We start from the raw sequence: 18523 nt of genomic DNA on the forward strand, positions 1-18523 counted from the left end.
CTGCCATGTCCGACCCCCGGTTCGCGGGTCGAGTGACGAGCCCGGCTACCCCACCGCGACCGGGTCGACCGCCGGCCCGGTGACCCGGGTCCGGGCGGCCCACCGGACGACCACCGGCACCAGCGCCCCGAGCAGCAGGAACAGCCCTCCGAGCAGCAACCACCCCGGTACGCCCCAACCGATCGCCAACGTGGTCACCACCGCCGGCGCCAGCATCCGGCCCAGCTCGAAGCCCATGCTGTAGGCGCCCTGGTACTGCCCGTGGGCGTGCTCGGGCGCCAGCCCGAACGAGATGCCCCAGCCGGCGGCGGAATGCCACAGCTCGCCGATCACGTGCGCCAGCGCGCCGCCGACCAGCAGCGCGATCGCCACGCCGGTCGGCAGGTCTCCCGCGGCGGCGAAGAGCGCGCAGGCGACGGCGATGGCCACTCCCGCGCGCCGGGCCGCGCGGCCGGCCCCGGTCAGGCTCTCGGTGCCGCGCGCGGCGCGTACCTGGAACAGCACCACCATTCCGGTGTTGACCAGCAGCAACGCGGAGATCACCCAGGCCGGCGCCCGGGTGTGCCCGGCGATCCAGAGCGGGAGGGCGATGTTGAGCAGGCTGAAGTGCATCGACATCAGCCCGTCGAGGACGGTGAACGCGAGGAAGGGGCGGTCCCGCAGGGCGATCAGCCGCGGGCCGTGCGCCGGGACGGGGGCCGGAGCGACCGCCGGCAACCGGGTGAAGACCGCGGCGGCGGCCAGGTAGGTCACCGCGGCGGTGAGGATCAGCGCCACGTAGCCGGCGCGGGTGTCCAGGGCGATGGCGAACCCGGCCAGCACCGCGCCGACCGAGATCCCGACGTTGGTGGTGGCGCGCAGGTAGGCGCGGGTGCGGACCCGCTGGTCGGCGGGGACGGAGCCGGCGATCAGCGCGCCCCGGGCGCCCCGGTCGGCCGCGTCGGCCAGCGCGGTGGCGGCGCCGATGACGAGGAACGCCGGGAACGACCGGACGGCCAGCAGGCCGGCGGTCAGCACGCCCCCGGCCACCTGGGCGGCGATCTGGGTGCCGCGCGGGCCGAGCCGGTCGGCGAGATAGCCGGTCGGGGCGCTGGCCAGCAGGCCGACCAGCGCCGAGACGGTCAGGCCGAGCCCGACCTCGGTGGCGGTGAGCCCGGCCGAGCGGGTGAGGAAGAGCGCGCTGGCCGCCAGCCAGAGGCCGCGGCCGACGGTCCGGACCAGGGTGCCGAGGGTGAGGGTCCGGGCCGGGCCCGGTTCAGGGAGCAGTCGCACGTCGAGCAGCTTAGCAAGACGTACGTACGGTTTGTAAATCGGAATTTCGCGGAGTTCCTTGTCGCCGACACATTGCCGATATATCGTCGATGCATCAGCGACAGTACGAAGGAAGGTGGGGACCATGGGGTTCCATCGCAGACTGCACGAGCTGCACGAGGCCCGGATGCGCGGCTTCGGCTTCCCGCCCGGCCCGCACGGACCGGGCGGCCACGGCGGCCACGGCGGCCACGGCGGCCACGGCGGCCACGGTGGCCGGGGCGGGCACGGCGGCTGGGGCGGCGGCTGGGGTGGCCGCGGCCGGGGCCGGGGACGCCGGCCCAACGTCCGGCACGCCGTGCTGGCCCTGCTCGTGGAGCGGCCGATGCACGGCTACGAGATGATCCAGGAGATCGACTCCCGCACCGGGGGCGCCTGGCGGCCGAGCCCGGGTTCGGTCTACCCGACCCTGCAACTGCTGGAGGACGAGGGGCTGATCGCGGCGAGCACCGATGAGGCCGGCGGCGGGCGCAAGCGGTTCGCGCTGACCGAGGCCGGCCGCGCGGAGGCCACCGAGGCGGCGCAGACCCCGCCCTGGGCGGAGTTCGCCCAGGACACGGTCAACAGCTGGCACGACATCCGGGACGCCGGCGCGCAGGCGATGAACGCGCTGCGCCAGGTGATGATGACCGGCACCGACGACCAGCGGGAGCGGGCCGCGCAGGTGCTCGACGAGACCCGCCGCAAGCTGTACGCCATCCTCGCCGAATCCGAGTGAACCGGGCGGCCCGGGCCGCGCCCCCGACCCGTCCGCTCATACCGGGAAAGAGTGGCCATTCCACGGGGGATGGCCACTCTTTCCGTGTTCGTGCGTGCGCGCCGGCCGGTCCGGCGCCGAGGGTCAGTGGACGGTGACGGTGGGGCCGGGGAGCATGCCGCGCAGCTCCTCGGGCAGCTCGGCGCCCATCTCGTCGGCGATGCGCAGCGCCTCGGAGATCAGCGTCTCCACGATCTGCGCCTCGGGCACGGTCTTGACCACCTTGCCCTTGACGAAGATCTGGCCCTTGCCGTTGCCGGAGGCGACGCCCAGGTCGGCCTCACGGGCCTCACCGGGGCCGTTCACCACGCAGCCCATCACGGCCACCCGCAGCGGCACCGGCAGCCCCTCCAGGCCGGCGGTGACCTCCTCGGCGAGCTTGTAGACGTCCACCTGGGCCCGCCCGCAGGACGGGCAGGAGACGATCTCCAGGCCCCGCTCGCGCAGCCCGAGCGACTCCAGGATCGCCGTGCCGACCTTGATCTCCTCCACCGGCGGGGCGGACAGCGAGACCCGGATGGTGTCGCCGATCCCCTCGGCCAGCAGCGCGCCGAAGGCGACCGCCGACTTGATGGTGCCCTGGAAGGCCGGGCCAGCCTCGGTGACGCCCAGGTGCAGCGGGTAGTCGCACTTCTCGGCGAGCAGCCGGTACGCCCGGATCATCACCACCGGGTCGTTGTGCTTCACCGAGATCTTGATGTCCCGGAAGCCGTGCTCCTCGAAGAGCGAGCACTCCCAGAGCGCCGACTCGACCAGCGCCTCGGCGGTGGCCTTGCCGTACTTGGCGAGCAGCCGCTTGTCCAGCGAGCCGGCGTTCACGCCGATCCGGATCGGCACCCCGGCGTCGCCCGCCGCCTTGGCGATCTCCTTGACCTTGTCGTCGAACTGCCGGATGTTGCCCGGGTTGACCCGCACCGCGGCGCAGCCGGCGTCGATCGCGGCGAAGACGTACTTCGGCTGGAAGTGGATGTCGGCGATGACCGGGATCTGCGACTTCTTCGCGATCGCCGGCAGCGCCTCGACGTCGTCCTGGCTGGGCACGGCGACCCGGACGATCTGGCAGCCGGACGCGGTCAGCTCGGCGATCTGCTGGAGCGTGGCGTTGACGTCGGCGGTGAGGGTGGTGGTCATCGACTGCACGGAGACCGGCGCGCCGCCGCCGACCGGCACCGAGCCGACCATGATCTGCCGGCTGGCCCGGCGCGGCGCGAGCGGCGGGGGCGGTACGGCGGGGATACCGAGACTGACAGCGGTCACTTCAGGCACTCACCTTGAGAAGAGCGTGATCGGGTTGACGACGTCCGCCGTGATGGTCAGCAGCGTGAACGCGCCACCGATCAGGATCACCGCGTACGTGAAGGGCATGAGCTTGAGGTAGTCGACCCGACCCGGGTCCGGGCGGCCGATGCGGGCGTACACCCAGGAGCGGGCCCGCTCGAACCAGGCGATGGCGATGTGCCCACCGTCCAGCGGCAGCAGCGGCAGCAGGTTGAACACGCCGATGAAGAAGTTCAGCGACACGAACAGCATGAAGAACAGCAGCCAGGCGTTGTTCTCCACGGCCTCGCCGCCGAGCCGGCTGGCGCCGACCACGCTGATCGGGGTGTCCACGTCCCGCTCGCCGCCGGTGATCGCGGTCCACAGGGCCGGGATCTTCTGCGGGATCCGCTGCAGGGCCTGCACCGTGTTGACAGCCATGTCGCCGGTGAAGTCGGCGGTCGCGCCGAACGCGGCGATTGGCCCGTACGTCAGGCGGGTCGGGGTGGTGGGGATGAGCTCGACGCCGAGCGCCGCGACGTCCCCGACCGGGCCGTTGGGGTTGTCCAGCGGCGGCCGCCGGGTCTTCGCGAGCACCGCCTCGGACTCGCCCGGCTGGCCGTCCCGGACGTAGGCGATCTTCGCCGTCTCCCCCGGCTTGAGGGTGCGTACCCGGTCGAGCATGTCGCCCCAGGTGGCCACCGGGGCGCCGTTGATGGCGGTGATCCGGTCGCCGTCGCGCAGCTGGGCCTGGGCGGCCGGGCTGGCCGGGCTGTCCGGCGTGCACTCGCGGGCGGTGACGTCCGGCACCACGCACGGGGCGAGCTGGACGACCGCCGGCTCCTTGCGGATCTCCGCGTCGGTGCTCGGGAAGTCGGGGTTGGGCAGGCCGGCGGTGACCGCGATCACCCAGAGCGCGACCAGCGCCAGGGCGAAGTGGGTGATCGAGCCGGCGGACATCACGATCGTCCGCTTCCAGACCGGGAAGCGCCACATGGCCCGCGGCTCGTCCGCCGGGTCGACGTCGTCGTCCTGCGGCGTCATTCCGACGATCTTGCAGAAGCCACCGAGCGGGATGCCCTTGACGCCGTACTCCGTCTCGCCCCGGCGGAACGACCAGAGGGTCGGGCCGAAGCCGACGAAGTAGCGGGTGACCTTCATGCCGAACGCCTTGGCGGTGAGCATGTGGCCCGCCTCGTGCAGGCTCACCGAGATGAGGATGGCGAGGGCGAAGAGCACCACCCCGAGCAGGTACGCCATCAAGCTCCTTCCACCGATCCCTCGATGATCTCCTGCGCGTGCGCGCGCGCCCACGACTCCGCCGCGAGCACGTCCTCGACGGTACCTGGTTCGCCGAAATCGGGAGCCTCGTCGAGGACCCGCTCGAGGGTGTCGACGATGCCCAGGAACGGCAGCCGGCCGGCCACGAAGGCGGCCACGCACTCCTCGTTCGCCGCGTTGTAGACGGCCGGGCGGCACCGACCGGCCTCGCCGGCCGCCTTGGCCAGCGCGACCGCCGGGAACGCCTCGTCGTCCAGCGGCGCGAACTCCCAGGTGTGCGCCGTGGTCCAGTCCACCGCGGCGGCGGCGTCGGGCACCCGGTCGGGCCAGCCGATGCCCAGCGCGATCGGCAGCCGCATGTCCGGCGGGCTGGCCTGGGCGAGGGTGGAGCCGTCGGTGAACTCGACCATCGAGTGGATCACCGACTGCGGGTGCACCATCACGGTGATGTCGGCGTACGGCACGTCGAACAGCTCGTGCGCCTCGATCACCTCCAGCGCCTTGTTCACCATGGTCGCGGAGTTGATCGTGACGACCGGCCCCATGTTCCAGGTCGGGTGGGCCAGCGCCTGCTCCGGGGTGACCCGGGTCAGCTCGTCGCGCCGCTTACCGCGGAACGGGCCGCCGCTGGCGGTCACGATCAACCGCCGCACCTCGCCCCGGCTGCCGCCGCGCAGGCACTGGGCCAGCGCCGAGTGCTCCGAGTCCACCGGGACGATCTGCTCCGGCCGGGTCACCGCGGCCCTGACCAGCGAGCCGCCGGCGACGAGGGACTCCTTGTTGGCCAGCGCGAGGGTACGCCCGGCGCGCAGCGCGGCCAGCGTCGGCGCCAGCCCCAGCGAGCCCACCACGCCGTTGAGCACGACGTCGCACGGCCACTGCGCCAGCTCGGTCATCGCGTCCGGCCCGGCGACGATCTTCGGCAGCTTGAAGTCGCCGGTGGCCCAGCCCCGGCGGCTCGCCTCGGCGTAGAAGGCGAGCTGGAGGTCCTGGGCGGCCGAGGCCCTCGCCACCCCGACCGCGTCGACGCCCAGTTCGAGGGCCTGGGCGGCGAGCAGGTCGACGTTGCCGCCGCCCGCGCCGAGCGCGACCACCCGGAACCGGTCCGGGTTGCGCCGCACGATGTCGATGGCCTGGGTACCGATCGAGCCGGTGGAGCCGAGCAGGACCAGTTCTCGGGGGGAGGTCACCGGATCATTCTCCCCCAGCGCGTCCGCACGCCCGCCGGGAGCCTCGACCCCGCCCCGGTGGCCCGCTCTCCTCCGCTAGGCCACCTCGACGAAGTCGAGTTCCGCCCAGCGGCTGCGGTGGGTGAACCGCAGCGTGTTGAACCCGGCGTCGAGGGTGACGTCCACGCCCACCTGCCGCCAGACGTCCCAGCCGGTGTTGGGGTAGCTGACCACCTGCGCGGCGCCGCCGTTGACGGTCAGCGTGTGCTGGGCGTCGCCGTAGCCGGCGGCGTAGCCGACGTGGGCCCGGTACCCGCCGGCCCGGGGCGCGAAGACTGTCACGTCGACCCAGCTGTCGGCGTAGTCGATGTACGCCACCACCTGCCCCTGCGACGCGCCCGCGACGGCACGCGCCGAGCAGTGGTTGAGCGCGCCGCGCTCGGCCTCGTACCGCACCCGGCTGCCCCGCACGACGGGATAGCCACCCGCCCAGCCCAGCGCCGCCACGTACATGCCCCGGGCGGAGTAGTTGTTGATCCAACCGTGGAACACGATGTGGTCGCCGCTCGCCTCGCGCACCACGTCCGCGCCGCCCGGCCCGCGCACGGCCGAATCCAGCGACGCCGTGGTCATCAGCGACCGGTACGCCTTGGTGTAGGGGCCGGTCAGCGAGGTCGAGGTGGCGTAGCTGGTCTGGTAGCCGTCGCCGCCGTAGCCGCCGAGCGAATAGAACAGCACGTACTGCCCGCCGACCTTGGTCAGCACCGGCGCCTCGATGATGCCGGACTCCTCGGCACGGCCGCTGCGCAGCAGCTCGACCCGGGCGCCCTGGAGGGTCACGCCGTCGGCCGCTACCTGTTGCAGCCAGAGGCTGGTCGGCTGGCCGATGGCGTTGCCGTCGTCCTTGTAGAGCAGGTAGCGCAGCCCGGTGCTGTCGGTGAAGCTCGCCGCGTCGATGTCGCCGCCCTCGCCGGCGTTGCAGACCAGTGGCTGGGTGCCGACGGCGGTGAACGGCCCGAGCGGCGACGTGGCGAGCGCCGCGCCGATGCACTGCCGGCCGGCGGCCCGGCTGCGGGCGGTGTAGTAGAGCAGGTACCGCCCGTCGGCCCGCTGGGACACGTCCGGCGCCCAGGTCAGGCCCCCGCTGGCCCAGGCGCCGAGGGTCGGCAGCGCGTCCGGCCGCCGGGTCCACGGCCCGGTCAGCGAGCTGGCCGTGGCGACCGGGACGTTCCCGTTGCCGTTGTTGGTGGAGTACGCGTAGTAGGTGCTGCCGAACCTGACGACGTCAGGGTCGGGAAAATCGCTGGCGATGACCAGCGACGGCGGCGCGGTGGCGGCCGCGGCCACGCCCGGGCTGACGAACAGGGGACTGACGACGAGCGCGGCCGCCAGCCAGACGAGACCTCTCCGCATGACGAAAGTCAACCACAGACATCGATGAATTGAAAAGTTTCGCCACCAGGCCGGTCGGCCCGGCGGGCGCGAAGCCTCGCCCACCGCCGCCATCGCGGCCACTCACCTCATCCACGGCCGCGCCGCGGCCACTCACCGCCGGCCGGCGACCGCCGAGGGCGACCCGGCGGGGGCGGCGAGCACGAAGGTCTCCAGTTCCTCGCCGCCGTACCAGTCGGTGCGCCGGCCGAGGTGGGCCATGCCGAGCCGGCGGCAGACCGCCATGGACGGGTCGTTGCCGGGCGCGACCACGGCGTACACCCGCGGGGTGCCGGTGGCGAACTCGCGGGCCAGCACCGCCCGGGCCGCCTCGGTGGCGTACCCGTGGCCCCGGGAGTCGGGGTGCAGGTGCCAGCCCACCTCGATGTCGTCGGTGGGCGTGACCCCGTCCGCGCCGGGCAGCGGCTTGAGGATCAGCGTGCCGGCGACCCGCCCGGTGTCGCGTACCTCCATCGCCCAGGTGCCGTACCGGCCGCCGTGGTCGGCGTGCCGCTCGCGCCAGATCCGCAGCCGGTCGGCGGCCTGCGCCGGGTCGGTCAGCGGCAACCCGGACGCGGCCAGCCAGCGGGTGATCTCCGGACGGGAGTAGATGTCCCAGATCCGGGCCAGGTCGGCCGGGTCGACGGTCCAGTCCCGCAGGACCAGGCGGTCCGTGGTGAGAACGGTCATGGCCGGCGATCCTAACGACTCGGGGCGGCCGGGAGGGGCCGGCACGGTGGGCCGCAGTCCCGATGTCACCGACCCCGATCGATGTAAGTCTCTTACAATCATCGATCGGTATTGGTTAAATACCTTCACCCCACCGCCCCTCGCACCCCTGACTCCCGGGAGGGACCCCGTGAAAATCGCCACCGCCGCACGCGCCCTGGTCGGCGGGCTGACCGCAGCCGCCATGGTGCTGCTCGGCCCGGCCGGATCCGCGTCCGCGGCGACCGTCACCGTGGACAACGCGACCGCCGGGCGCTTCACCGCCAGCACCAACTGGGGCACGTCGTCCTGGTCCAGCCAGAAGAACGGCGCGGACTACCGGTTCGCGACGCCGTACACCGGTGGCAGCGACGCCGCCTGGTTCAGCGCGTCGATCGCGGCGGCCGGCGCGCACCTCGTCGAGGTGTGGTACCCGGCCGACGCCGGCTACAACGACGCCACCCCGTTCATCGTCGCGACCAGCAGCGGCAACCAGACGGTGGTCGTGAACCAGCGCGCCAACGGTGGCCGCTGGGTCAGCCTCGGCACCTTCACCCTGGCCGCCGGCGACTACCCGGTGGTCGGGGTCAGCCGGTGGACCAACGGCACGGGCTACGTGGTCGCCGACGCCGTCCGGATCACGTCCAGCTCCGGCAACCCCGCCTTCGCCCTGCCGCTGCCGAAGAGCGCGCTGCCGCGCAGCGAGTACGACGACCCCCACCACGACTATCCCGCCATCGACCTCCCGGTCGGCACCGGCACCAGGGCGTACGCGGTGCGGGCCGGCACCGTGACGATCATCAACGACAGCTCCTGCGGCCAGGGCGTGAACCTCACCGGCACCGACGGAGCGGTCTACACCTACTGCCACTTCTCGGCGTGGTCGGTCAGCAACGGCGCGTCGGTCGCGCCCGGGCAGCAGCTCGGCCTCACCGGCAACACCGGCAACTCCACCGGGCCGCACCTGCACTTCGGCATCCGTACCGGCAGCACCCGCCGATGCCCGCAGAACTTCCTGCTGGCGCTCTACGACGGGGTCACCCCACCGGCGGCCACCAGCCTGCCCACCACCGGCTGCTTCTACGCCACCCGCAGCACCGGCGAGGTGCAGCCGCTGGGCTGACCGGCGCAGCGCACCCGCCCGCCGACCCCGCCCGGACCACCCGTCCGGGCGGGGTTCCCGCCGTCTCCCCCAACCGGACGCCCCATCGCCCGGACCCCGGCCGTGGCCGGCCGGCGATCTCGATGCGTGGCGGCTGCCGGGAGGGGGAAAGGAACCGGGATGGGCGACGGCTGGCGGCGGGCGAAACGGATCGGCGCCGCGGCGTTCCGCCCGCTGCGCGGCCGGGACCTGTCGCTGCACGCCGCCGCCATCACGTTCTACGGCGCGATCGCCGTGGTCCCGGTGGCGCTGCTGGCGATCTGGTTGACCGCGCTGGTGGCCGGCGCCGAGCGGGTCCGCCGGCTCACCTCGTACGCCGTGCGGGCGCTGCCCACCGAGATCGGCGCGCCACGGGCGGTGGCCGCCCTGGTCGATGCCGGGGTGGAGCTGACCCCGCTGCTGGCGCTGGCCTCGCTGCTGCCGGCGTCGCTCTACGGCGAGGGGCTGCGCCGGGCGTTCGTCTCGGTGGCCGCCCCGCGCAACGACGAGTCGCTGGTCGGCTGGCGGGGCCGGCTGCTGCTGCTCCCGCTGCTCGCGCCGGCCCCGGCCCTGCTGCTGTCGATCCTGCTGGCGCTGCCGACCACCACCGGGCTGGTCCGCCAGGGCGGCTGGCTCGGGGCGCTCGGGGTGGTGCTGTCCTTCCTGGGGGTGTGGCTGGTGCTCACCCCGGTGCTGCTCTGGGTGTTCCGGGTGGTCGGGCCGGCGTCGCCGGACTGGCTCTCCGCGCTGGCCGTGGGCTCGTTCACGGCGGCCAACCTCTCCGGCTTCCTGCACGGGTTCGTGCTCTTCGCGTCGCTCCCGATCGACCTGGGGGCGCCGTTCGGCGGCTTCGACGAGATCGGCGCCGGCGTCGCCGTGCTCCTCTGGCTCTACCTGTTCCACGTGATCGTCCTGGCCGGCTACTCCGCCACCCTCGCCCTCTCCCACTGGCGCACCCACCACCCGACCCCGAACCCGGGTCGATCATGAGGTTAGCGGCCTGGAGAGCGCTTCCCGACGCCGCTAACTTCATGATCAACGCGCCTCCGGCCCGGATGGGCCGGGGTGGGGTGGGGGGTTAGGGGCGGAAGGGGCCGGTGATTTCGTAGGTGACGCCGGCGGAGCCGGTGCGGTCGCCGGTGGTGCCGCGCTGCGAGGAGAAGTAGAGGCGGGTGCCGTCGGGCGAGAAGGCGGGGCCGGTGAGCTCGGACTCCGGGTGGCCGTGCAGGCGCAGGAACGGGGTGACCACGCCGGCGGGCGTGATCATGTTGATCTCCATGTTGCCACCGTCCTCGGCCACGTACAGGTCACCGCCCGCGGTGCCGGTGATGTTGTCCACCCCGGTCAGCGGCGCCGCGCCGGCCGGCACCAGCGAGTCGTCGTAGGCCAGGTCGAGGCGCTCGGCGACCGCGTCGTAAGCCCAGACCCGGTTGTCGCCCTTGGTGGTGAACCAGCAGGTCCCGTCGGCGTACCAGCAGCCCTCGCCGCCGTCGAAGTGCTTGGCCGCGCCGACCTGGAAGCGGGTGGGCACCGGGAAGCCGTCCCGGTCCGGCACGTCCCGCCAGGTCACCGGCCCGGCGGTGGCCTCGGCGGGTGCGCAGAGCACCTGCAAGCGGCCGGTGCGCAGGTCGCCCCAGGCGTCCGGGACGAAGCGGTAGAAGCAGCCGTCGCCCTCGTCCTCGGTCAGGTAGACCACCCGGCGGTCCGGGTCGCAGGCCGCCGCCTCGTGCTTGAACCGGCCCATCCGGGTGCGCTCCTCGGCCTCCCGGCCGCCCTGCGGCCAGGTCTCGAAGACCCGCCCGAGCGGCACCTCCTCGCAGGAGAGCCAGGTGCCCCACGGGGTCGCGCCACCGGCGCAGTTGACGTTGGTGCCGCCGAGGATCCGGTACGCCGCGACGATCGAGCCGTCGGCCGCGAAGCGCACCGCCGACGCGCCGCCGGCCAGCGGGATCTCCGAGTTGGAGACGTAGATCCAGCCGGTGCCGGCCGGGAAGCAGGCGCCGCCGTCGGGCGCCCAGTGCCAGGCGTACGAGGTGCCGGCGACCCGCTGCCCGGAGCGGGCGATCACCCGGCTGGTGAAGCCGGCGGGCAACTGGATGCCGTTGGCGTCGGCGGCGAGCAGTTCCCCGTACGGGCCCGGGCCGGGCTGGGCGGGGGCGGCCAGCGCGGCGCAGGCCCAGAGGCTGCCCGAGAAGGCGGCGGTGCCGCCGGCGACGGTGGCGCGCAGGACGGTGCGACGGTCCATCGGAGACCTCCCGGTGAGAGTCGATGCCCCGTCGACGCTAGAGCCGACGGAGCATCGATGGAAGTCTCTACCCGGTGAACGCGGGGTGACGCTCCGCCGGCTCCGGCTCGGCGCCCTCGCGGATGCCGTACCGGCGGTAGAACCGGCCGAGCGGCCCGGGCGCCCACCAGTTCCACCGCCCGAGCAGGCGCATGGTGGCCGGCACCAGCAGCGCCCGCACCAGCGTCGCGTCGACCACGATCGCCACGATCATGCCGATCCCGATCAGCTTGATGTAGGCCATGCCGCCGGTGGCGAAGCCGGCCACCACGATGATCAGCAGCAGCGCGGCGGCGGTGATGATCCGGCCGGTGTGCTGCAACCCGGCGGCCACCGAGGCCGTGTTGTCCCCGGTCCGGTCCCACTCCTCGCGGACCCGGGAGAGCAGGAACACCTCGTAGTCGGTGGCCAGCCCGAACAGCACCGCGAGCATCAGGATCGGGTTGCTCGGCTCGATGAACCCGGTCGGGGTGAAGCCGAGCAGGTCGGCGAGGTGGCCGTCCTGGAAGATCCAGACCACCACGCCGAACGACGCGCCGATCGAGACCAGGTTCATCAGCACCGCCTTGACCGGCAGCACCACCGAGCCGAAGGCGAGGAAGAGCAGCAGCAGGGTGGCCGCGGCCATCAGCAGGGCCATCCACGGCAGCCGGTCGGCGAGGCTGTCCAGCAGGTCCCGGTCGGCGCCGGGCCGGCCGCCGACCAGCACCTCGGCCCCGGCCGGCGCGGGCAGGTCGCGCAACTGGCGGACCAGGTTCTGGGCGACCTCGCCCGTGGGCTCGCCCGGGTAGCTCACGGTCAGCAGCGTCGACTCGCCCCGGTTCGCGGCCACCTGCACCGCGCGCACCCCGGGCAGGCCGGCGATCCGGTCGGCGAACGGGCCGACCGCCTCGGCCGGCGCCCCGGAGACCAGCACGTCGATCGGGGCGACCGTGCCGCCGGGGAACTCCGCGGCGATCCGCTCGGAGACCACCCGGGGCGCGGCGTCCGCGGGCAGCACCCGCTCGTCGAAGCCGCCGAACTCCATCCGCAGCGACGGCACGGCCAGCACGGCGAGCAGCAGCACCACCCCGACCAGGTAGCGCACCGGCCGGCGCATCACGCTGCGGGCGATCCGGGCCCAGGCGCCGCCGCCGGCCGCCGGCCGACCGCCCCGCCGCCACGGCAGCGGTACGCGCCACGCGTCGATCCGCGGGCCGAGCACCGCGAGCAGGGCCGGCAGCACGGTGAGCGCGGCGAGCATGGCGACCAGCACCGCGGCCATCCCGCCGAGACCCATCGAGCGCAGGAAGGACTGCGGGAAGATCAGCAGGCTGGCCATGGCGAGGGCGATGGTGAGCCCGGAGACCAGCACGGTACGGCCGGCGGTGGCCATGGTGCGCCCGATCGCCGTCGGGGTGTCCCGGCCGGCGGCCAGCTCCTCGCGGAACCGGCTGACCACGAAGAGCGCGTAGTCGACAGCCATGCCCAGGCCGATCAGCGTGATGATGTTGATCGCGAAGATCGACACGTCGGTGAAGAGGTTGACCAGCCGGACCGCGACGAACCCGCCGAGGATCGCCAACCCGCCGATCAGCAGCGGGGTGGCCGCGGCGACCAGGCCGCCGAAGATGAGCACCAGCAGCACCAGCAGCACCGGCATGGAGAGCAGCTCCGCGCGGGTGATGTCCTCCGTGGTCTGCCGGTTCGCCTCGTGCAGGAACGGCACGTTGCCGCCCGTCTCGGTCCGTACGCCGGGCGTCTCGATCGCCGGCCGCAGCGCCTCGTACGCCGCCGTCTTGCCGTCCTCGTCGGCCGGCCGGAGCTGGACCAGCGCGTAGGTGGCCCGGCGGTCGGTGGCGAGCAGCGCGGGCGCCTGGGTGTCGTACCAGGTGGTGACGTTGGCGACCTCGGGACGCTCGCGCAGCCGGGTGACGGTCGCGGTGACCGGGTCACGGAAGGCGGGCTGGTCGGCCGTCACCGAGTCGCTGGACCAGAGCACGACCACGTCGGCCCCCTGCGGGCCCAGCTCGTCGGTGATCCGCTCGTACGCCCGGCTGGACTCGCTGGCCGGGTCGTCGAACCCGCCCCCGGTCAGCTGCCCGAAGACCCCGGCCCCCCAGGTCGATCCGACCGCGACCAGCAGCACGGCCGCGGCGAGCACCGCCCAGCGCAGCCGCACCACCGCTCGTCCCCACCACGCGAACATGGCCTCCCCCTCCGCCGACGGCTAAACTGTGACCATCGCTCATTTGAGTGAACGCCGTTAACTATCGCAACGGCGTTCGCTTTGGTCAAGGGGGTTAGCCGCATGACCGCACCAACCCGACGGGAACGCCTGCGTACCGCCACCCTCGCCGAGATCAAGGCGGGGGCGCGCCGGCTGCTGGTGACCGGCGGGATCGACGCGGTCTCGCTGCGCGCCATCGCCCGTGACATGGGCATGACCGCGCCGGCCATCTACCGCTACTTCCCCAGCCTGGAGGCGCTGGTCGCGGCGCTCGCCGCGGACCTCTTCGACGAGCTGCGACTGGGCCTGGAAGCGGCCCGGGACGCCGCCGGCGGCGAGCCGGTCGACCAGCTCCTGGCCATGTGCCGGGCGTTCCGGGCCTGGTCGGTGGCGCACCCCGCCGAGTTCGGGCTGATCTTCGGCGCGCCGACCCCGGGGCTGGCGACGTTCGTCGACGACTGCGTCGACCCGGACCATCCCGGTGCCCGGCTCGGCGCGGTCTTCCTCGCCCCGATGATCGACCTGTGGCACCGCTCCCCGTTCCCCACCCCGCCGGTCGAGCTGATCCGGGAGCGCCTCGGCGACCGGCTGGAGCCGCTGCGACTCAGCCACGGCGACATCCCGATCGAGGTCACCTACACCTTCCTGGCCGGCTGGACCCGGCTCTACGGCCTGATCGCGGCGGAGGTCTTCCAGCAGTTGACCTGGGCGGTCACCGAACCCGAGGCGCTGTTCGAGCTGGAGCTGGGGGCGTTGGCCGGCCAGTTGGGCGGCGTCGACCGGCCGGACGGCACGGCCCGCTAGCCCCACGCGTGGGCGGCCACGACCGGCCCGGGCGGCGCGCCCGGGTGGCGGCCGGCGAAGGGCTGACCGGCGGGCCGGGCGGGCACTAGGCTCCCGCGGCATGAGTGACGAGCTGCCGACCCGGGCCGACGTGGTGATCGTCGGGTCCGGGCACAACGGTCTGGTGTCCGCGATCCTGCTGGCCCGCGCCGGCCTCGACGTGCTGGTGCTGGAGGCGGCCGAGGTGATCGGCGGGGCGACCCGGACGGAGAACCCGTTCCCGAAGGTGCCCGGCCTGCGCCACTCCACCGGTTCCTACCTGCTCGGGCTGATGCCGCCGGAACTGCTCGCCACGCTCGACGTCCGCATCCCGGTGCTGCGCCGCGACCCGCACTACTTCCTGCCCACCCCGGGCCCGGAGGGCTCCCCGTACCTGCTCTTCGGCAGCGACACCGCGGCCACCCGGGCGCAGCTCACGGAGTTCTTCTCCCCCGCCGACGTGGCCGCCGACGACGCCCTCCAGGCCGAACTGGCCGCGCTCCGCGACGACCTCGCGCCGGTCTGGCTGGCCGACCCGCTGACCGTCGAGGAGACCGCCGAACGGTACGTCCGCCCGGCGCTGCGCCAGGTCTTCGTCGACCTGGTCCGCGGCTCGGTCGCCGACTACCTGGCCCGCTTCGACTTCCGCTCCGAGCTGCTCGTCTCGATGTACGCGGTCACCGACGGCCTGTCCGGGCTGAACGCCGGCCCGGACGACCCCGGCACCGGCCACAACTTCCTGGTGCACAACATGTGCCGGCTGCCCGGCTCCGGCGGCACCTGGATGATCGCCGAGGGTGGGATGGGCACCGTGTCGCGGACCTTCGCCGAGGCCGCCCGGGCCGCCGGGGCGAGGATCCTGACCGGCGCCGGCGTCAGCGCGATCACCCTGTCCGGCGGCGCGGCCAGCGGGGTGGTCCTCGCCGACGGCCGGGAGGTGGGCGCCCGGGTGGTGCTCGGCGCGTGTGACCCGTACGCGCTGATGGACCTGCTGCCCGACGGCGCGCTACCGGCGCCGCTGGCCGAGCGGATGGCGGCGGTCCGGCGCCCCGGCACCACGCTCAAGCTCAACCTGGCGCTGAGCGGCCTGCCCCGCTTCTCCTGCCTGCCCGCCGACGCGCCCAGCCCGTTCGGCTCGACCATCCACCTGCTCCCCGGCTCGGCCTCGCTGATCGGCGGCGGCGAGTCGCCGATGACCGCGCTGCGCGCGATGTGGGCGGACGTGCGGGCCGGCCGGCTGCCCGCGGAGCCGACCATCGAGTGGTACCTGCACACCACCGTCGACCCGTCGCTCTCGGACGGGCAGGGCCACCACTCGTCGGCGCTCTTCGTCCAGTCCGTCCCGTACGAGCTGGCCGGCACCAGCTGGGACGAGGCGCTGCCCGGGTACGTCGACCAGCTGATCGCGATCTGCGAGCGGTACGCCCCCGGCACCGGCGACCTGATCGCCGACGCGGTGCCGCTGACACCGCCCGGCATCGAGGCGCACTTCGGCATCACCGGCGGGCACATCCACCACGTCGACAACACCGTCTCGTTCACCGACCGGATGCCGTACGCCACCGGGATCGACGGCGTCTACGCCGGCAGCGCCGGCTGCCACCCGGCCGGCAGCGTCATCGGCGCCGCCGGCCACAACGCCGCCCGCCGCATCCTCACCGACCTGACCCCCTGACCCACCGCACCGCCGTCTCAGGCCCCCGTTGACCATGAAGTTGTTGACCGCGCGCACGCCGTGTCCTGGCGACAACTTCATGATCGACGGGGGGGTTGGTGGCCGGGTCAGCGGGCGGAGGAGGGGAGGTCGCCGGGGCCGCGGACCAGGTAGACGCCGATCAGCAGCAGGTAGAGGCAGAGGCTGAGCACCGGGTTGACGAAGACGAAGGCGAACGCCACCAGGTAGAGCACCGGGCCGACCAGGAAGCGCAGCGCCACCGCGCGGGCCAGCCGGGGATCCAGATCGGGGTGCAGCAGCCGCCGGCGCCGCGCCCACCACCAGCTCAGGTTGAAGAAGAGCGCCTCGCCGAGCACCGAGCCGACGTAGAGCGCCGCGGTCAACCGCTGGTCGGTCACGCTGCCGCGCAGGTTGTCCGCGAGCAGGTCGGCGGTGAACGGGATGGCCGCGACGAAGAGCAGCAGGAGCAGGTTGAACACCAGCAGCAACTGGTCGACCCGGACGACGTAGCGCCACATGTTGTGGTGGGTCAGCCAGACCTGGCCGACGATCGCGAAGGTGATCACGTACGCCAGGTAGGCCGGCCACTCGTGCGCCAGCGCCTCGGTGAGGTCTCGCTCGGAGCGCGGGCCGAGCTGGAGCAGCTCGACCGCCATCAGGGTGAGCACGATCGCGATGACCGCGTCGCTGAACGCCTCCACCCGGGACGCGTCCCGGGCCATCTCCCGGTCACGCGAGTACCGGTACCCCGAGTCCTCCTCGTCGGGCTGCGTCACGCCCACCCCCGCGCGCCGTGCCCGCTACCGGTCCGTCCGGAGCGGGGCGGCACACCTGCATGGTCGCGCAGGTACGGGGGTGCGCGCGGAGGTTCGTCTCAGCTGGCGCTCTCGCCGGCCGGCGCCGGGGTCTCGGCGTCGACCCGGCGCGCCCGGACCTTGTGGCCGACGCTGGTCAGGCAGCGGCCGCTGGCCAGGTCGAACCGCCACCCGTGCAGCTGGCAGGTGAGCTGGTCGCCCTCGACGATGCCGAACCGGCTCAGGTCCGCCTTCAGGTGCGGGCAGCGCCGCTGCACCACCCAGTCGCCGAGCGTGATGTCCTCCGCGTCGACCGCCCGCTCGTGCTCGTCGTACCAGCCCTCGGCGTACTGGAGCCGCTCCTCGGAGAGGCACTTGAAGAACGCGTAGACGAACTCGTTGTACTGGCCGATCCGGGCGGCGGAGAAGCGGCAGGACAGGAAGAGCGAGTTGACCCAGTCCACCTCGCCGATGTGCAGCAGGTGCTCGACCAGCGCCCGCTCGGTGCGGAACCGGTACCGGACCTTCTCGTCCGCGTACGGCCGGACCTGCTTGCCCGGGAAGTCCACCACGATCGACTCGACGCTCTCCCCGTCGTAGCCGACCAGGTCGAAGCGGACCGGACCGCCGACCCCCTTGGCCAGGTAGATCGACTCGTCGAGCAGCGGCTCGACGCGCCGCTTCATCTCCTTCAGGACGTCGATCTCCGGGTGCCGCCAGGACGCCTTCTCCGCCTCGATGATCGGGCGCTTGCGCTCGCGCATCTCCTCCAGGTGGGCGACCTTGTTGGCGAAGAACTCCTCGACCGGGACCGGGTGGGTGGTCTCGCAGCCGTCGGCGGTGACCTCGGCGACACTGCCCGGCAGCAGCACCACGCCGTTGCTGCCGCCGACCTTGGCGTACTCGCGCAGGAAGACCGACTGGTCCGGGAAGATGTTCCCCTCGTCGCCGAAGATGTCGTTGAACTGCCACAGCTCGTCGTCGAGGAAGCACGGCGGGCCGGCGATCGGGAAGACGTGCGACGCCTTCAGGTCGTCGATGTAGCGCCAGGTGCGGTCGAACTGCCGGTCGCGCTTCTGCTTGCCGAACGCCGTCTTGGCGGCCTGCGGCAGCTCGTAGACCATCGGGTACCAGATCGCCCCGGAGAACTGGAGCAGGTGCGCGTGCACGTGACCCAGCTCGGCGAAGACGCTCAGGTCGGTGGGGCGGGCGTCGTTCTGGTTCAGCAGCCGGACGCCGTCGTACTCGACCCAGAGCGAGGAGTCGCCGATCGGGCCGTCGGTCGGGCTGGTCAGCGCCTGGATCATGATCTTCAGGCCGCCGGGCAGCTCCACGACCTGCTCGTTCGGCGCCTTGAGGAACTTGGTGAAGCCCAGCTCCCGGAACTCGTCCTCCATCTCCGAGGTGGGGAACTCGGGGAGCAGCACTGTCGCGTCCTTCGACACGAAGTCCCGCAGGTGCTTGGCGTCGAAGTGGTCCCGGTGCAGGTGCGAGACGTAGAGGTAGTCGACCTGGCCGAGGGTCTCCCAGTCGAGCTGGGAATTGTCCGGGAAAGGGAACCATGAGGCGAAGTAGGCAGGATTGACCCACGGGTCGCACAGGATGCTGCCCGCGGCCGTGTCGATCCGCATGCTGGCGTGCCCCGTACCGGTCACTCGCACCGCAGTTCTCCCTCGAAAAGACA

The 18523-nt window shown here is 73.0% G+C and carries 15 protein-coding genes; 5 read left to right on the forward strand and 10 right to left on the reverse strand.

Going from position 1 to position 18523, the window contains the following annotated elements; all coding sequences use genetic code 11:
• Positions 1-45: 45 nt before the first annotated feature.
• Positions 46-1272, reverse strand: a complete 1227-nt coding sequence (locus Q3W71_RS02885; protein WP_302917706.1) for an MFS transporter — start codon at positions 1270-1272, stop codon at positions 46-48.
• A gap of 124 nt (positions 1273-1396) precedes the next feature.
• Here Q3W71_RS02885 and Q3W71_RS02890 point away from each other — a divergent pair, with 124 nt between their 5' ends.
• Positions 1397-2029: a PadR family transcriptional regulator gene (locus Q3W71_RS02890; protein WP_302917707.1), complete on the forward strand. Its 633-nt coding sequence runs from the start codon at positions 1397-1399 to the stop codon at positions 2027-2029.
• 123 nt (positions 2030-2152) lie between these two features.
• Here the strand turns inward: Q3W71_RS02890 and ispG are convergent, their stop codons facing one another.
• The 5 genes from ispG to Q3W71_RS02915 all read right to left on the reverse strand — a co-directional run bounded on the left by ispG (position 2153) and on the right by Q3W71_RS02915 (position 7896).
• Complete coding sequence (ispG, locus tag Q3W71_RS02895; RefSeq protein WP_302917708.1) at positions 2153-3325, reverse strand: flavodoxin-dependent (E)-4-hydroxy-3-methylbut-2-enyl-diphosphate synthase; 1173 nt, start codon at positions 3323-3325, stop codon at positions 2153-2155.
• A gap of 9 nt (positions 3326-3334) precedes the next feature.
• Positions 3335-4585 (reverse strand): RIP metalloprotease, encoded by a 1251-nt coding sequence (locus Q3W71_RS02900; protein WP_302917709.1) that lies wholly within the window; start codon positions 4583-4585, stop codon positions 3335-3337.
• The gene (gene dxr / locus Q3W71_RS02905) at positions 4585-5796 is read right to left on the reverse strand and encodes a 1-deoxy-D-xylulose-5-phosphate reductoisomerase (RefSeq protein WP_302917710.1); all 1212 of its coding nucleotides are present in this window, start codon (positions 5794-5796) and stop codon (positions 4585-4587) included. The genes Q3W71_RS02900 and dxr overlap by 1 nt, the downstream gene beginning before the upstream one ends.
• 75 nt (positions 5797-5871) lie before the next feature.
• Entirely contained in the window at positions 5872-7188 is a 1317-nt protein-coding gene (locus Q3W71_RS02910; RefSeq protein ID WP_302917711.1) for a family 43 glycosylhydrolase, read from the reverse strand.
• 132 nt (positions 7189-7320) lie between these two features.
• Positions 7321-7896, reverse strand: coding sequence for a GNAT family N-acetyltransferase (locus tag Q3W71_RS02915; RefSeq protein ID WP_302917712.1), 576 nt, complete (start codon positions 7894-7896; stop codon positions 7321-7323).
• Between the two features lie 169 nt (positions 7897-8065).
• Here Q3W71_RS02915 and Q3W71_RS30935 point away from each other — a divergent pair, with 169 nt between their 5' ends.
• Together Q3W71_RS30935 and Q3W71_RS02930 are read left to right on the forward strand one after the other, a co-directional pair.
• Positions 8066-9037: a peptidoglycan DD-metalloendopeptidase family protein gene (locus Q3W71_RS30935; RefSeq protein WP_368050137.1), complete on the forward strand. Its 972-nt coding sequence runs from the start codon at positions 8066-8068 to the stop codon at positions 9035-9037.
• 159 nt (positions 9038-9196) lie between these two features.
• Positions 9197-10045, forward strand: a complete 849-nt coding sequence (locus tag Q3W71_RS02930; protein ID WP_302917713.1) for a YhjD/YihY/BrkB family envelope integrity protein — start codon at positions 9197-9199, stop codon at positions 10043-10045.
• A gap of 88 nt (positions 10046-10133) precedes the next feature.
• Here the strand turns inward: Q3W71_RS02930 and Q3W71_RS02935 are convergent, their stop codons facing one another.
• Together Q3W71_RS02935 and Q3W71_RS02940 are read right to left on the reverse strand one after the other, a co-directional pair.
• Positions 10134-11300, reverse strand: coding sequence for an alkaline phosphatase PhoX (locus Q3W71_RS02935; RefSeq protein ID WP_302917714.1), 1167 nt, complete (start codon positions 11298-11300; stop codon positions 10134-10136).
• Positions 11301-11367: 67 nt separating this feature from the next.
• On the reverse strand, positions 11368-13527 hold the full coding sequence (locus tag Q3W71_RS02940; RefSeq protein WP_302917715.1) for an MMPL family transporter: 2160 nt from the start codon (positions 13525-13527) through the stop codon (positions 11368-11370).
• Positions 13528-13629: 102 nt separating this feature from the next.
• On the opposite strand from Q3W71_RS02940, the gene Q3W71_RS02945 reads away from it, so the two are divergent.
• Complete coding sequence (locus Q3W71_RS02945; protein ID WP_302917716.1) at positions 13630-14352, forward strand: TetR/AcrR family transcriptional regulator; 723 nt, start codon at positions 13630-13632, stop codon at positions 14350-14352.
• 100 nt (positions 14353-14452) lie between these two features.
• Positions 14453-16045 (forward strand): NAD(P)/FAD-dependent oxidoreductase, encoded by a 1593-nt coding sequence (locus Q3W71_RS02950; RefSeq protein ID WP_302917717.1) that lies wholly within the window; start codon positions 14453-14455, stop codon positions 16043-16045.
• 107 nt (positions 16046-16152) lie between these two features.
• Here Q3W71_RS02950 and Q3W71_RS02955 read toward each other — a convergent pair whose 3' ends face one another.
• Complete coding sequence (locus Q3W71_RS02955; RefSeq protein WP_302918712.1) at positions 16153-16767, reverse strand: TMEM175 family protein; 615 nt, start codon at positions 16765-16767, stop codon at positions 16153-16155.
• A gap of 152 nt (positions 16768-16919) precedes the next feature.
• Positions 16920-18500 carry a Rieske 2Fe-2S domain-containing protein gene (locus Q3W71_RS02960; RefSeq protein ID WP_302917718.1) on the reverse strand — a complete coding sequence of 527 codons (1581 nt, stop codon included), beginning with the start codon at positions 18498-18500 and terminating at the stop codon, positions 16920-16922.
• Positions 18501-18523: the final 23 nt, after the last annotated feature.

The organism is Micromonospora sp. C28SCA-DRY-2, from assembly GCF_030519475.1.
Lineage (GTDB): Bacteria > Actinomycetota > Actinomycetes > Mycobacteriales > Micromonosporaceae > Micromonospora.